This is a genomic window from Streptomyces hesseae, assembly GCF_031845785.1.
Classification (GTDB): domain Bacteria; phylum Actinomycetota; class Actinomycetes; order Streptomycetales; family Streptomycetaceae; genus Streptomyces; species Streptomyces hesseae.
Map to the genome: position 1 here is coordinate 124,605 of NZ_JAVRFI010000019.1, position 14,335 is coordinate 138,939.

13 protein-coding genes and 1 rRNA gene are annotated in these 14,335 nt (G+C 70.1%); 12 read left to right on the forward strand and 2 right to left on the reverse strand.

Features of this window, described 5'->3' with window-relative positions; translation table 11 throughout:
* Positions 1-114 precede the first annotated feature (114 nt).
* The 4 genes from RM609_RS25390 (at position 115) to RM609_RS25405 (ending at position 2,579) form a co-directional block, all read left to right on the forward strand.
* Positions 115-576 carry a carboxymuconolactone decarboxylase family protein gene (locus tag RM609_RS25390; RefSeq protein WP_311613871.1) on the forward strand — a complete coding sequence of 154 codons (462 nt, stop codon included), beginning with the start codon at positions 115-117 and terminating at the stop codon, positions 574-576.
* A 139-nt stretch (positions 577-715) separates the two neighbouring features.
* Positions 716-1,120, forward strand: a complete 405-nt coding sequence (locus tag RM609_RS25395) for a hypothetical protein (protein ID WP_311613872.1) — start codon at positions 716-718, stop codon at positions 1,118-1,120.
* A 215-nt stretch (positions 1,121-1,335) separates the two neighbouring features.
* Positions 1,336-2,415 (forward strand): hypothetical protein, encoded by a 1,080-nt coding sequence (locus RM609_RS25400; protein WP_311613873.1) that lies wholly within the window; start codon positions 1,336-1,338, stop codon positions 2,413-2,415.
* Complete coding sequence (locus RM609_RS25405) at positions 2,412-2,579, forward strand: DUF397 domain-containing protein (RefSeq protein WP_438828533.1); 168 nt, start codon at positions 2,412-2,414, stop codon at positions 2,577-2,579. Before RM609_RS25400 ends, RM609_RS25405 begins: the two co-directional genes overlap by 4 nt.
* Before the next feature lie 44 nt (positions 2,580-2,623).
* Here the strand turns inward: RM609_RS25405 and RM609_RS25410 are convergent, their stop codons facing one another.
* The gene (locus RM609_RS25410) at positions 2,624-3,967 is read right to left on the reverse strand and encodes a serine/threonine-protein kinase (protein ID WP_498073174.1); all 1,344 of its coding nucleotides are present in this window, start codon (positions 3,965-3,967) and stop codon (positions 2,624-2,626) included.
* Between the two features lie 326 nt (positions 3,968-4,293).
* Between RM609_RS25410 and RM609_RS25415 the strand changes: the two genes are divergently transcribed.
* The 8 genes from RM609_RS25415 (at position 4,294) to RM609_RS25450 (ending at position 14,204) form a co-directional block, all read left to right on the forward strand.
* Positions 4,294-4,602 carry a DUF8827 family protein gene (locus RM609_RS25415; protein ID WP_099199098.1) on the forward strand — a complete coding sequence of 103 codons (309 nt, stop codon included), beginning with the start codon at positions 4,294-4,296 and terminating at the stop codon, positions 4,600-4,602.
* Between the two features lie 215 nt (positions 4,603-4,817).
* Entirely contained in the window at positions 4,818-5,684 is an 867-nt protein-coding gene (locus RM609_RS25420) for a DUF8175 domain-containg protein (RefSeq protein ID WP_311613876.1), read from the forward strand.
* The gene (locus tag RM609_RS25425) at positions 5,674-7,077 is read left to right on the forward strand and encodes a hypothetical protein (protein ID WP_311613877.1); all 1,404 of its coding nucleotides are present in this window, start codon (positions 5,674-5,676) and stop codon (positions 7,075-7,077) included. The genes RM609_RS25420 and RM609_RS25425 overlap by 11 nt, the downstream gene beginning before the upstream one ends.
* Before the next feature lie 2 nt (positions 7,078-7,079).
* Positions 7,080-8,633 carry an SCO6880 family protein gene (locus RM609_RS25430; protein ID WP_311613891.1) on the forward strand — a complete coding sequence of 518 codons (1,554 nt, stop codon included), beginning with the start codon at positions 7,080-7,082 and terminating at the stop codon, positions 8,631-8,633.
* A 10-nt stretch (positions 8,634-8,643) separates the two neighbouring features.
* A complete protein-coding gene (locus tag RM609_RS25435) occupies positions 8,644-10,104 on the forward strand; it encodes an ATP-binding protein (RefSeq protein WP_311613878.1) in 1,461 nt (486 codons plus the stop codon).
* A 1-nt stretch (position 10,105) separates the two neighbouring features.
* Complete coding sequence (locus tag RM609_RS25440) at positions 10,106-11,722, forward strand: type VI secretion protein (protein WP_311613879.1); 1,617 nt, start codon at positions 10,106-10,108, stop codon at positions 11,720-11,722.
* An 80-nt stretch (positions 11,723-11,802) separates the two neighbouring features.
* Positions 11,803-13,233: an amidohydrolase family protein gene (locus RM609_RS25445; protein WP_311613880.1), complete on the forward strand. Its 1,431-nt coding sequence runs from the start codon at positions 11,803-11,805 to the stop codon at positions 13,231-13,233.
* Between the two features lie 29 nt (positions 13,234-13,262).
* A complete protein-coding gene (locus tag RM609_RS25450) occupies positions 13,263-14,204 on the forward strand; it encodes a hydroxyacid dehydrogenase (protein ID WP_311613881.1) in 942 nt (313 codons plus the stop codon).
* Between the two features lie 64 nt (positions 14,205-14,268).
* Here RM609_RS25450 and rrf read toward each other — a convergent pair.
* Positions 14,269-14,335, reverse strand: a 5S ribosomal RNA gene (gene rrf / locus RM609_RS34630); the annotation flags it as partial.

The window sequence follows — 14,335 nt, forward strand, 5'->3', positions numbered from 1 at the left end:
TTTCGCTCACTGGTCACACTCCCCCCTCGCCATCCGTCAGTGCAGTGACGGACTTCAACCGGCCGGTGCGATAGACAGCCGCACCGGCCACCCAGGCTTACGAAGGGGAACACCATGAGCGCTCGTATGAAGAACCCGGCGATAGTCCTGCCCGACGCGATGAAGGGCATCCAGAGCCTCATGTCGGCCGTCCGCCAAGGCGGCGTCCCGCAGCAGATCCTGGAGCTGGTGCACCTGCGGGCCAGCCAAATCAACGGGTGCAGCGCCTGTGTGTACGGCGGTATCGCCAGTGCCAAGAAGGCCGGCGAGACCGACGAGCGGCTGCACCACGTCGCCGCCTGGCGCGAGGCGCCGTTCTTCAGCGACGCCGAGCGCGCCGCGCTGGCGCTGGCGGAGGCCGCCACACGGATCGCCGACCGTTCGGGCAAGGCCGTGCCGGACGAGATCTGGGATGAGGCGGCGGATCACTTCGACGAGAAGCAGCTCTCCGCCATCCTCCTCATGGTCGCCACGACCAACTTCTTCAACCGCATCAACACCACGATCGAGGAGCCGGCCGGTACGACCTGGGGCTGAGGCCGGCCGAGCTGCCGTTTTCCCGGACCCTTCTGACCAGGGCGTCCATCCTTTGTTCATCAGGCACCAATCCCTCACGGGAAGGCTCTTCCTCGCAAGAACCGGAACCCTTCCGTCGAGTACAGAGAGGTGCCTTCTCATGAACCTCATCGCCCGGACCGGTCTCGCCGCGGCGGTCGCGGTCGGCGCTATCGCCACCGTCGTCGCTCCCGCTTCCGCCGCGATCAGCACCGACCACGCCCGTGCGGAGTCCGGCACGCACGCGGTGGTGGCGAATCCGAAGACGATCAAGACGGCCGCGTACAACCAGGCGCGGAGCATCCTCGCCAACGCGGGCAGCCAGACGGCCGCCAAGTCGCACCCCATTCATGGGAAGCCCGACGTGCCGGTCAGCTACGGAACGAGCCTGCTGGCCGGATCACGTGACGAGTTCCGGCAGACCGACAAGCATCTGCCGGCGAAGGACAAGAAGTCCGACATGTCGATCCCGCACTACAACGCGATCCACAGCGCGGCGAAGACGATGGGCATCGACCGGTGGTGACGAGGCGCTGAACGCGCTAGCGCCGTCGTAAGTCATGCGAGGGGCCCCGCCGCCGATGAACCGGCAGCGGGGCCCGTGCGGCAGGCAGCGCCGATCTCGACTCTCCTCCAAGGGAAATCGAGAGAATCGCGGGTAGTACGGAGCGGCCCCTGACCCCGGCCCCAGGGTTATCCACAGGCCTCGCGGGATTCCTCCCCGTGCGGTCTCCTGGAGTCATGAAACGGGGGGATCAGCGAAATCTTCACGAGGTCGCCGCCACGCAAGGCGGCGTCCTGCTCACGACGCAGGCCGTCGAGTGCGGGCTGCGGCCCAGCGGAGCGGCGGGGGCGCTACGACGGGCCGGCTGGTCGCGGCTGTACTGCGGGACATGGGGGCAGCCGGGCTTGCGGATCGATACGCGGCTGCGCCTGCTCGCGGTGCAGTTGAGACATCCGGAGTGGGTGGGCAGCCATGGGTCGGCGGCGGCTCTGTACGGCATTCCCGCACTCCCGCACGGCCGGGCCGTCCGGCGTCGTGGCGTCGCCTGCGTCGTCGGCGACGACGTCGTCGAACTGACGGACCCGCGTCGGCGGGGGCAGTCCCGGATGCCCGGAGTCGTCGTGCACGCCATACGCCTGGCAGCACACGAGATCATGGTGGTCGCCGGTGTGCGGGTCACCACGGTCCTCCGGACCAGCTGCGACCTGCTGACGGCCCTGCCCGCGCACGAGGGCGTGATCGCCGCCGACTTCGTGCTCGCGAAGGGGCTGGCCGGCCGGGAGCAGATCCACGAGGCGCTCGGCCCTGACGGACGCGACGGCCACCGTCGGCGGAACGTACGGTCGGCGCGGGCGGCGCTCGCGCTGACGGATCCGGCCTCCGGGTCCCCGGCGGAGAGCATGGCGCGGCTGTGGATGCAGGGCGTCGGGCTGTATCCGGAATCGCAAGTCGAGGTGACGACACCGAACGGCCGACTGTTCCGGCTCGACTTCCTCTTCAGGGCCGAAGGACTGGGCGTGGAGATCGAGGGATACACCTGGCATGGCAGTCGGGCCGCACACCAGAACGACATCCTCCGCTTCAATGAACTCTCCGGCTGCGAGGGCATTCGCCAGGTGCTCAGATTCAGCGGCGACGATGTCTTCCGCCGCCCCCGGCTGATGATTCACACCATTCAGGAGGCGCTGAGCAGACTTCGGGAGTCAGCGGGCTCCTCTATCGTGGTCGCCGACGTTCATCCGAACATCCCATCGCGTGAAGGGGCGTTGCCGTGCCCGAGCTCAACTGGATCCCGGCCACTGATGACGAGACGATGACCGAGTACCTGGAGGTGGCCTTCGGCGGCGACGGGAACGTCTACATCCGGGAGAACATCAACCCCGAGACGGTCGTCGTGACCACCGAGACCAAGTGGGAAGCCTTCTGTCTGGGCGTCAAGGCGGGAGAGTTCGACCACTTCGTCGAGGGCATCGACGACTAGGTTCCACCTCCTGGCGCAGGACGGGACCAGGGTCGGAGCCAGGGTCAGAACAGCGCGGCACCGATCAGCACGGCCACGACGAAGACCATCACTCCGGCGACGGCCGCGAGCAGCACCTTCGGCCGTCGCCGCCCGGCAGCCCCCACCGCCGCGGCGGCCCTGGTCCGCGCGGACGGCAGCGCGTACGTGGTCGTCGTCTCCCGCTGAAGGGAGGGAGGCAACGACGGTACGGGCGAGCCGGGGGCCAGGGGCGCCGCCGGAGCCGACGCCGGAGGCGGCATCGCGGCCGCTATGGGGGGCACAGGCGGGGCGGACGGCATCGGCGGGGCTCCCATGGCCACGGGGGGCACGGGAGCCGCGTGTGGATGCAGGGGTGCGGCCGGCGATCCCGTCCGGGGGCCGATGCCGCTCTGAGGCGACGGCGCCACTGCGGGTATGGACGGAGGCGCGACCGGTGCCCCCGCCATCGCCGCCGGTCCGGCGGCCGACTGAGCGGCGGCAGCCTGCGGCACCCCCGGCGCGAACGGCGAGGTCGGCGAGGTCATGGGCGACAACGGCTGGGGCGTGCCCCGCCACGCGGTGCCCGAGAAGAAGTCCGCGACCTCCTGCGCCGACGGCCGTTCCTCCGGCTGCTTCGCCAGCATCCTCAGCAGGTAGGCCTCGAAGGCGGGCGGGACGTCGGGGCGGTAGTGGCGCGGCGGCTCGGGCGGGCTGTCCACGTGCAGGTACAGCAGCGCCGTCGGGTTCTCGTCCCAGAACGGCGGCCGGCCGACCAGCATCTGGTACAGCACGCAGCCCAGCGCGTACACGTCCGATTCCGGGCCCGCGGTCCGACCCAGGGCGCGCTCGGGGGCGAGATAGGTGCTGGTACCGACGATCTGGCCCGCCCGGGTCAGTCCGGCCGAGGTTTCATCGACGAAACGGGCGATGCCGAAGTCGCCGATCTTCAGCGTGCCGGTCGCGGCGTCGACCATGAGATTGCCGGGCTTCACATCCCGGTGGACCACTCCCTGCCGGTGCGCGGCCGCCAGGCCCGAGGCGGTCTGGGCCACCAGGTCGGCCGCGCGGGCCGGCGCGAGGGCGCGCCGCTCGGCGAGCTCCACCGACAGGCTCGACCCCTGGACCAGCTCCATGACCAGGTAGAAGCGGCCCTCCCACTCGCCGAAGTCGTATACGGCGACGACCTGAGGGTGGTTCAGGCGGGCGGCCGTCTGGGCTTCCATCCGGAAGCGCATGGCGGCCGATTCGTCGCCGTCGTCGCCAAGGAGGAGCTTGACCGCGACCTGACGGCCCAGCACCTCGTCCTGTCCCTGCCAGACTTCGCCCATCCCGCCACGGCCGAGCGGATCCCCCAACCGGTACCGACCGGCAACCAGCACCCGTACCACCCTTGATCTTGAACCATGCGCAGATCAGGAAGAGTACCCACCGAACACACTGCCGTTCGAACATCCCCCGGCCCCCCTGCGATGCCCCTCACACGGCCGGACATTGCCCGCCGTCCATGCGCGTGATACACAGAGTCACCATAGGACCCCCCACCGACAACGGGCCTCGCCGCAGGTCAGGGCCATGCAACCGCCGGTCATACGGGTTCCGACAAAAAATGCCGCCAAATCGACATGCGTACGGCGGTATGTCAGCGAAGATAGGTCCGGGCCTTTGCCGTGCGGCGGGGTGGACACAACTACCCGTATGGGGCGGTGAGTTAGAGATGTTCTTGGCGGCCGGCAAAGGCGACATCAACACCATTATTGGCGGAATCGCCCCTAACTGGGGCCCGTTCGGTCAGCTGGGCCGAGAGGCTCGGGTGATGATCGAGGTCATCATGGCCGTGGCGATCCTGCTCTGCCTCGCGATCGCGATCTGGGGCGCGGCGAAGCAGCGGATCGGCGCGACGGCCCTGCGTGACACCTTCAGCGCCGAGCAGGGCAAGGGTCTGATCGTCGCCGGCCTGACCGGCGTCTTCATCATCGGCTCGCTCGGCACACTGTTCACCATTGTCTACGGCATGGCGGTCTGAGCCCCTCCACGCGCCCCTTCCACCCCCACCTGATCCCCCGTGCACCGCCGCGCATCGTCCCAGCGCAGACCCTCCCGTCCCCCAGCCCACCTCCACCGAGGCTGCCAACTGATGCCCCCTCACTCCCCCACGCCCTCCCCCGGGATTCCGTTCACACCGCTACCGTCATATACGGGCGGCAAGCCGGCGACGACGTATGAGGGAGCAGGCGAGCGATGAGTCTCGGCGACGACGGCTACGGTGGCGGCCAGGACGGCTACGGCGACGACCGCCACATGACGCGCACGCGGCTTCCGGAGGGCGAGGTCGACCCCTACGCGCCGACCCGCCGCGGAAGCGGGCGTTCCGGCCGCGGGGGCCGACCATCCAGCCGGAACCTGAAGATGGTCGTCGGGGTCGTGGTGCTGCTCATCGCGGCGATCGCATTCGCCAACCGGGGCGGTGACTCCAGCGACTCCTCCTCCAGCGGCGACGCGCGCCGCCCCGGCGGGAGCGGGCCGACCGCCCCCACCGGCGTGAAGCCGGTCGACGGCAAAACCGGAGGAATCGCCTCCGGGTTCGCCCATTCGGAGCAGGGGGCGCAGTCCGCGGCGGCGAACTTCGCGGTGGCGTTGGTTTCGGCCGACATCCTCAAGCCTGATAGGCGGCACGCGATCGTGCCGCAGATCTTCGTCGCCGACAAGGTGCCAGAGCTGCAAAGCAAGCTCGACAACGCCTACTCGAAGGACTTCCTGGCCAAACTGGGTCTCAACGAGAAGGGCGAAGCGTCCAAGGGCATGACGTACGTGTCGCGCACCGTGCCCGTCGGCACGAAGGCGACCGAGTACAGCGACGCGTCGGCTTCAGTCGAGGTCTGGTGCACCGGCGCTTTCGGAACGGCCGGGACCAGTTCGACCAACCCAGTGGCCAATGACTGGTTCACCATGACCATCAAGCTGCGCTGGGCGGATGGCGACTGGAAGGCCGAGAGCTTCTCCCAGAAGGATGGCCCCGCGCCGGTCAACAGCGATCGGATGGCGTCCAATGCCGATGAGATCGCCAAGGCGGTCGAGCAGTACGGAGGGTTCACTTATGCCCGGTAGGCCCCGCCGTCGCACTCTCACGGTCGCCGGGACGCTGGCAAGCATCCAAGCGAGCCTGGTCCTCCTGTCAGCGCGCGCAATCGCCGCCCCCACGCCCCCCGCCCCGACGCCAGGGGCATCGGGGACACCGGGTGGCTCAGCCGTGCCCACGCCGGCCGGTTCGGCCACACCGACGCCGACCCCTTCCGCCAAGGACAACTGCGACCTGATCGTCGGCCCCGCCAAGGACTACTGCAAGGGCGGCAAAAACCCCGGCACCTCCACCTCCCCCAACGACCCCCAGAACGTCACCGACCCCCTCGCCTCCCTCGCCAAGGGCTGTGCCGACGCCGCGTCGTGGATCATCCACAAGCTGTCCACCGCCGTCCACTCCACCGGCAACGTCGACTTCACCAACACCCCCTTCCTCCGCCAGTACGCCGTCGTCTTCGCCGCCTCCACCATCCTCACCCTCGTCCTGTGGCTGCTGGCCGTGGCCAAGCGGGCGGTGCGCGGGGTGCCGTTCAGTGAGGCGATCACCGAGGCCGTGGGGTTCCTGTGGCTGACGGTGCTGGCGTCCGCCTTTACACCGCTGATCCTCTACACCGTCGTGAACGCCACCGACGCCGTCACCGAGGTCATCGCCACCGGCTCGTCGACGAACAACGACCAGTTCTTCGGCGGCTTCGCCGAGGCCCTGCAAAAGGGCAACGGCATCGGCGGCGGGCCGATCATGCTGATCGTCGTGTCGCTCGTGTCCGTGCTGGCCGCCGGTGTGCTCTGGCTGGAGCTGGTGATCAGGGCCGCCCTGCTCTACGTGGGCGCGCTGCTCGGCACCGCCGTGTACGCGGGGCTGGTCGACAAGAACATGTGGGGGCACGTACGCCGTTGGGCGGGCATCATGATCGCGGTGATCCTGGTCAAGCCGATCATCATGATCGTGCTCGGCCTCGCCGGGGCCCTGTCCGCCGGGAAGGGGCCGAACTCCTTCTCAGCCGTGGTCTCCGGCCTCGCGATCATCCTCCTCGCCATCTTCGCCAGTGCGATGATCTACCGCTTCGTGCCGGGCTTCGGCGACGAGATCGTCAGCAGCCGCAACGCCAGCAAGGACGTGGCCTCCCGCCAGGCCGCCGCCGTGATCTCCTCGCCCGCCGCCCTGGTCAAGCAGGGCATCACCACCCACAGCGCCCGCGGCGACGGCGCGGGCGGCGGCTCGCAGCCCCGCCCCTCGGGCGCCGTCTCCGGCGGTGTCACCGCCCATAGCGCCCGCCCGGCGGCCGCCCCGTCCGGCGGCAACGGAAGCGCTCCCTCCGCAGCCTCGGCGCCGGGCACGGCCGCCGTGCCCGCACCCCGCGCGCAGAACAACGCGCAGAACAACAGCAAGCGCAATACATCCGGAGGTGAGCGGAGTTGACGATCCAGGCCCAGTCCCAGCCGATCGCGCCCCGCCGTACGTATCTGATCGGCCGCGCCCGTCCCAACGCGGTCGTCGGCAAGAACCGCGAGACCGGCGAGATCGCGCTGATCATCGCGGGCGCGTTCCTGGGCATGATGTGCGGGCTGCTGGTGCCGATCCTCCCCCTGCGGATCATCACCCTCACCGGCTTGCCAGCACTGTCGCTGGCCGCCGTCTACGTCCCGTACAAGAACCGCACGTTCTACAAGTGGTTTGAAATCAACCGCTCCTACAAACGGTCGCTGCGTCGCGGCGCGACGTACCGTTCGGCGGCGATCGAGGCGGGCACCCGGATGGACGGGCGGGAGATCGAGGTCGGCCCGCCGCCCGGGATCGGGCGGATCAACTGGCTGTCCGCGCCCTTCGGGCCGGACGAGATCGCCGTGCTGCTGCACGCCGACCGCCGGACCGTCACCGCCGCGATCGAGATCGAGGGCCCCGGCGTCGGCCTGCGCGACTCGGAGGACCAGGAGGCGCTGGTCGAACGGTTCGGCACGCTCCTGAAGCACGTCGCCAACGGCGACGGCTACGTCACCCGCATCCAGATGCTCGCCCGTACGCTCCCCGCCGACCCGGACGCCCACGCCAAGGACGTCGAGCGGCGCGGTGACGAACGGGCACCGGAGTGGCTCAAGGACTCCTACGACCAGCTCCAGTCCATGGTCTCCACCTCCTCGGAGCAGCACCGCGCCTACCTCGTCGCCTGTATGCACTACGGCCGTGAACTGGCCGCCGAGGCCCAGGCCATCGCCCGCGCCTCCCGGCACGAGGGCGGCAAGCGGCGGCTGGACAAGGACGGGGGCCTGGCCGTCGTCATGGCGCGCGAGCTCACGGACATCTGCGCCCGCCTCGCCGAGGCGGACATCCGCGTCCGCCAGCCGCTGGGCCAGGCGCGCCTCGCCTCGCTCGTGCACTCGATGTACGACCCGGACCACCCCATCGACCACATCCAGGCGATGACGAAGCGGAACGCCTGGCCGGCCGAGCTGGACGCCATGGAACCCACGTTCCTCCAGGCGAAGACGCGCGAGTCGTCCACCCGGGCACCCTGGTGTCACTCCACCGCGTGGGTCAAGGAATGGCCGATGACACCCGTGGGGGTCAATTTCCTCGCTCCCCTCCTCGTCCACACGCCCGATGTGATTCGTACAGTCGCGGTCTGTATGGACCTGGAGCCGACCGACGTCGCCATCGAACGGATGCTGACCGAGAAGACCAACGACGACGCGGACGCCTCCCGCGCCGCCAAGATGAACCGTGTCGTCGACCCGCGCGACGTAGCCCATCACTCCCGCGTCGACCAGCGCGGCGAGGACCTCGCCAGCGGCGCGGCCGGCGTCAACCTCGTCGGCTACATCACCGTGTCATCCCGCTCCCCGGAGGCCCTGGCGCGCGACAAGCGGACCATAAGAGCCTCGGCCGGCAAGAGCTACCTCAAGCTCGAGTGGTGCGACCGTGAGCACCACCGGGCGTTCGTCAACACGCTGCCGTTCGCGACCGGCATCCGACGATAGGGGCAATGCCGTGCTCGACCCGCTCGCCGCCGTCACCGACGCCTTCACCAGTTTCCTGTTCGGAAAGGTCGAAACCACCCGGCTGCCCGTACGTACCTCCACCGGGCAGGCGCAGGCCGTCTACCTCCCCACCGCGGCTCCCGGCCTCGGCGACTCCGGCGTGGTCATCGGGCGTGAGGTGTACTCCGGCAAGGGCTACATCTACGACCCCTTCCAGCTCTACGGTCAGCAACTGCCCGCCCCCCACTGGCTCGTCCTCGGCGAGTCCGGCAACGGCAAGTCCGCGCTGGAGAAGACCTACGTCCTACGGCAACTTCGCTTCCGCGACCGCCAGGTCGTCGTCCTCGACGCCCAGGGCGAGGACGGCGTCGGCGAGTGGAACCTGATCGCGCAACAGCTGGGGATAACCCCCATCCGGCTGGACCCCACGGCCGCCCTCAACGGCGGCATCCGGCTCAACCCCCTCGACCCGGCCATCACCACGACCGGCCAGCTCGCCCTCCTCCGCACCATCATCGAGGTCGCCACCGGCCGAGGACTCGACGAACGCGCCGGCTTCGCCCTCAAGGTCGCCCACGCGACCGTGCTCAATGAATTCGGCTCCGCCGAGGGCAACGAGACGAACCTCGACCGGCAGCCCGTCCTCACCGACATCGTCGAGCAACTGCGCCACCCCGAGGCCGAGTCCGCGGAGTCGATGAACGTCGACATAGACGACGTAAGGGCCTGGGGCCTGGACGTCGCCCTGGTGCTGGACCGGCTCGTCGACGGCGACCTGCGCGGCATGTTCGACGGCCCCACGACCGCCGGTATCGATCTCGACGCGCCCCTGATCGTCTTCGACCTCTCCCACATCGACCGCAACTCCATCGCCATGCCGATCCTCATGGCGATCGTCGGCGTCTGGCTGGAGCACACCTGGATCAGGCCGGACCGGAAGAAGCGAATCTTCTTGGTCGAGGAAGCCTGGCACATCATCAACTCGCCGTTCGTCGCCCAGCTCTTCCAGCGCCTGCTGAAGTTCGGACGGCGACTCGGCCTGTCGTTCGTCGCGGTGGTCCACCACCTCTCCGACGTCGTCGACGGCGCGGCGGCGAAGGAAGCGGCCGCGATCCTGAAGATGGCCTCCACCCGGACCATCTACGCCCAGAAGGCCGACGAGGCCCGGGCCACGGGCCGGGTCCTGGGGCTGCCCCGCTGGGCGGTCGAGATCATCCCGACCCTCACCCCCGGCATCGCGGTCTGGGACGTCAACGGCAACGTCCAGGTCGTCAAACACCTCATCACGGACGCCGAGCGCCCCCTCGTCTACACCGACCGGGCCATGACCGAGGACGGCGACCGTACCCACGAGCTCGCGGCGGAGGCGGCAGCGGCGGAACGAGCCGCCGCGGCAAGGGAATCGCCGTTCGCCGACGAGCCGTACGGCACCGCCGCGACCTATGGATCCTCGGAATCGACGGTGGCATGAGATGAGGTCCTCGGGGGGCGGGGACCCGGCGCGGCACCGGGACCCGGGTGTGGAGCGGGGCATTCCGGATGGCCTGCTGGTCAGCGTCATAGCCTTTCTGCTGGGCCTGACCCTGCTCGTCTGGACGGCCACCGGCCTGGCCGCCCTCGCCGAACACGGCAGCTGGCCGGAGGGGGTCACCCTGACCCGCACCCCCCAGGCCCTGCGTCATCTGATGACCCAGCCCCGCGACCTCCCCTCCGCGTGGCCGAGCACCCCGAAGGAGGCTCTTTCGGGGTACGGGCTGTTCTGGGGCATCCTCATCAGCGAGCTGCTGGTGGCCGTGGTGCTGATGACGTTCGCGATCGGCACGCTGGCCCGCTGGCGGGGCGTACGGGCACGCCGGGCGGCGGAGGCGGCCGTGCCCGCGCCGGCGGTGGCGGTGGAGCCGGCATCGGCGGCGGCCACGTCGGCGTCCGAGGCCGCGCCTGCGTCGGGGGCCCCGCCGATGGCGAAGGCCGCACCGGCAGTGAATCCCGCACCGGCGGTGGAGTCGACGGCCGCCGCCGTCCCCGAACCGCGGACAGCCGCCGGTATGGCCTCGGCGGCGGCCACGGCACCTACGACGCCGGTGGCAGCAGCCGCCACGACGGCCACACCAGCCACGACTCCCCCGGCCGCCTCCTCCATCGTCCCGGCCCCCGCCCCGCCCTCAACTCCCCGGCGTCTCCTCTACACCACCGATCGTCGTGCCCCCGCCTCCCGCGCGGTCCTCGAGGCCGCCGGCCCGGCGCTGGTCGTCACCAGCGATCCCGGTCTCTGGGCCGAGACCAAGACCGCGCGCGCCAAGCTCGGGCCGGTCCATGTCTTCGACCCGAGCCATCTCCTCGACACTCCCGACCGGCTCCGCTGGAGCCCCACCACCGGCTGCGAGTCACGGGACACCGCCGCAGCCCGCGCGGCCGCGCTCCTCGCGCCTGTACGGCCCCTCAGCACCCTCGACTCGGCCACCGCCGACACCGCCGAGACCCTGCTGCGCTGCTGGCTCCACGCCGCGGCCGTGGACGGCCGGCCCTTCCGTCAGGTGCACCGCTGGGCCCAGGGCACGTCGGCCCATGAACCGGTCCGTATCCTCCGGACCAGCCCCAAGGCCACCGGCGGCACCGCGGGCGAACTGGAATCCGCCCTCACCGGGCACCCCGAACGGCGCGACATGGCCCAGGAGCTGGCCGCACGGGCTCTCGGCGCCCTGACGTCCGTCCACATCCGGGACGCCTGTAACCCCAATCGAGCCAATTCGCCGATGCCGGAATCATTCGTCGCCGAAGGGGGAACGCTGTACGTGGTGGGTGAGGCGATTGAGGATCCCCGCACCCGCCCGGGTGCGATGCCCTTGCTCACCGCACTCGCCTCAAGCGTGGTCGAGCACGGCCGCCGCATGGCCGCACGGTCATCCTCCGGCCGGCTCGACCCACCACTCACCCTCGTCCTCGACGATGTGGCGGCCGTGGCCCCGCTGCCCGCCCTGCCCGACCTTCTGGAGCACGGCGAGGCGCAGGGCCTCCCCACGTTCGCGCTGATGCGCTCCGAGGAACAGGGCCGGGCCCGCTGGCCCCGCCGCACCCTTCCGACCGGGTAGCACGGAAGTCCGACCGGACAGGCACGTCCGCCCGGACAAGCACGGAAGCCGACGAAGCCACGGCGACAGGGGGTACCGCCATGCACGACACCCTCCTCCTCACCCACACCACGCTCATCGCCGCCCCGGGAACACGCGGCCCCGAGCACGACATGACCGTCGTCGTCCGCGACGGCAGCATCGTGACGGTCGGCCGTACGGCCGAGGTCCCCGTCCCGCGCGGGGCCCGCGTCATGGACCTCTCCGGGAAGTACGTCATCCCGGGTCTCGTCGACATGCACACGCACAGCCACGGACCGGCGGAGCTCGTCGCCCAGCTCTACGTCCTCACCGGCGTGACGACCGTCCGGGAGATGTGGGGCACACCGGCCGTCCGCGCCGGCCGCGACCGGGTCGATCAGGGTGAATTCCCGGGCCCCCGCTGGGTGATCGCCAGCACCCTCGTCGACGGGCGGCCCAGCCTCTGGACCGACGACGCCTCACCGGTCCCGGTCGTCGAGGCGGGCACGGAGGCCGAGGTACGGGAGGCCGTCCGCCGGATCAAGCAGGAGGACGCGGACTTCATCAAGGTCTACTCCCGCCTGACGCGCGAGGTCTATCTCGCCCTCGCGGACGAAGCCCGACGGCAGGGCATCCCGTACGCCGGTCACTGCCCCGACGCCGTGCCCGTGACAGAGGCGTCCGACGCCGGCCAACGCACCATCGAACATCTCCATCCCCTTCTCACAGCGACGAGTTCGGAGCAGTACCAGCCGACGCTCCGCCGCGAGCTGGAGGACGGTCTGAAGGTCGACCCGACAGACACCGGCTCGATCAGCCGCTGCCGCTGCTGGTTCCGCCGGGTTCATCAGCTGGAGTCGCTCGCGGCTCGCTCCTACGACCCAGAACGGGCCGGCCGTGTCTTCGACCGCCTCGCCGCGAACGGCACCTACGTCACGCCGACGCTCGGCATCCACCACGTCATGGAGCGCCAGGACACCCTCCCGAACCGGGCCCCCGAATGGGTCCATCTGCCCGGATGGCTGACCGGCGCGTGGCCGAGCCAGCTGGAGGAACTGATGGGCGGCCGAACGGAGCAGGAGTATGCGAACGTCCGCGATCTAAACGCCCATCACACGCGGATCGTCGGCGAACTCCACCGCCACGGCGTCCCCCTCCTCGCCGGTACGGACTCCGGGGCCCCCTATCTCGTCCCCGGCTTCGCCCTCCACCAGGAGCTGGAACACCTCACCCTGGCCGGCCTCGGGGCCGCTCACGCCCTACGGGCCGCCACCACCACGCCGGCCCACGCCCTCGGCCTGGAGGCCCTCCTCGGCACGATCGAGCCCGGCAAGGCCGCCGACCTCGTCGTCCTCGACGCCGACCCGTTGGACGACATCCGCAATACGCAACGCATCGACTCGGTGGTGACGCGCGGCCACTTGATCGACCGGGCGGAACGCCGACGGCTGCTCGCCCAGATCGCGCAGGGGGCGGCCGAGCTGAAGCCGCCCGCGGGTACGGCCTCGTGAGGAAGACCAAACCGAGGATCGCGATCACCATGGGTCGCAGTGAAGCGGGTGCGATCCTGCCCGCGGATCTACGGGCGCGGCTGGCGGAGTGCGGGGAGGTGGTGAGTGGCTCAGCAGAGCAGGCTGACATTCTCATCACGGGCTGGGGAAGCCCCCCGCTCACGGAGAGCTTTCTCGCCGCCCGGGCACCACGTGTGCGGGTGGTCCTGCATGCTGCCGGGTCCGTCAAATGGCTGGTCACGGACGCGGTGTGGGAGCGGGGCATCGTGGTCTCCTCCGCCGCCGACGCCAATGCCGGCCCGGTCGCCGACTACGCCCTCGCCGCGATCACCTTCGCGGCCAAGAAGGCGGTGATCGCAGCGTCCGCGTATGCCGCGAGCGCCGCCTGGCCCGGGTTCGCGGAACGGGAGGGCTCCGACGGCCGTACGGTCGGTGTCGTCGGGGCGTCACGCATCGGGCGACTGGTCCTGAAGCGGCTGGCCATGGCGGATACGGGATGCCGGGTTCTCCTGTACGACCCGTATGCATCCGCCGCCGAGGCCGCGCGGCTGGGTGTCGAGGCCGTGGGTCTCGACGAACTGTGCGCCAGCAGCAGCGTCATCACACTTCACGCTCCTGAAGTGCCGGAAACCCGGCACATGCTCCACGCCCGCAGGCTGGCTCTCATTCCGGACGGCGGCACGGTCGTCAACACCGCACGCGGCTCACTGATCGATACGGAGGCGTTGGTGCGGGAATGCGCGTCGGGGCGACTCAACGCGTTCCTGGACGTGACGGAGCCGGAGCCGCTGCCGGCGGGGCATCCACTGTTCTCCCTGCCGAATGTGCTGGTCACTCCGCATATCGCGGGGGCACAGGGGAGCGAGGTCCGCAGGCTGGGGAAGTGGGTGGTGGAGGAGGCGGAACGGTGGGCGCGGGGCCTGCCGTTGTCGGGGCTGGTGAGAAGGGCCGACCTTTGCCGGCTGGCTTAGCACTTGTCCGTAAACGCAAGAAAGCCCCGGCAGGTATCCCCTGCCAGGGCTTTCTCCAAAAGGAGTTCGGCGGCGTCCTACTCTCCCACAGGGTCCCCCCTGCAGTACCATCGGCGCTGAAAGGCTTAGCT

What these genes read in the sequence shown, in the direction of transcription:
- RM609_RS25390 (WP_311613871.1), top strand. Translation starts at nt 115, where the DNA reads ATGAGCGCTCGTATGAAGAACCCGGCGATAGTCCTGCCCGACGCGATG.
- RM609_RS25395 (WP_311613872.1), top strand. Translation starts at nt 716, where the DNA reads ATGAACCTCATCGCCCGGACCGGTCTCGCCGCGGCGGTCGCGGTCGGC.
- RM609_RS25400 (WP_311613873.1), top strand. Translation starts at nt 1,336, where the DNA reads ATGAAACGGGGGGATCAGCGAAATCTTCACGAGGTCGCCGCCACGCAA.
- RM609_RS25405 (WP_438828533.1), top strand. Translation starts at nt 2,412, where the DNA reads ATGACCGAGTACCTGGAGGTGGCCTTCGGCGGCGACGGGAACGTCTAC.
- RM609_RS25415 (WP_099199098.1), top strand. Translation starts at nt 4,294, where the DNA reads ATGTTCTTGGCGGCCGGCAAAGGCGACATCAACACCATTATTGGCGGA.
- RM609_RS25420 (WP_311613876.1), top strand. Translation starts at nt 4,818, where the DNA reads ATGAGTCTCGGCGACGACGGCTACGGTGGCGGCCAGGACGGCTACGGC.
- RM609_RS25425 (WP_311613877.1), top strand. Translation starts at nt 5,674, where the DNA reads ATGCCCGGTAGGCCCCGCCGTCGCACTCTCACGGTCGCCGGGACGCTG.
- RM609_RS25440 (WP_311613879.1), top strand. Translation starts at nt 10,106, where the DNA reads ATGAGGTCCTCGGGGGGCGGGGACCCGGCGCGGCACCGGGACCCGGGT.
- RM609_RS25445 (WP_311613880.1), top strand. Translation starts at nt 11,803, where the DNA reads ATGCACGACACCCTCCTCCTCACCCACACCACGCTCATCGCCGCCCCG.
- RM609_RS25450 (WP_311613881.1), top strand. Translation starts at nt 13,263, where the DNA reads ATGGGTCGCAGTGAAGCGGGTGCGATCCTGCCCGCGGATCTACGGGCG.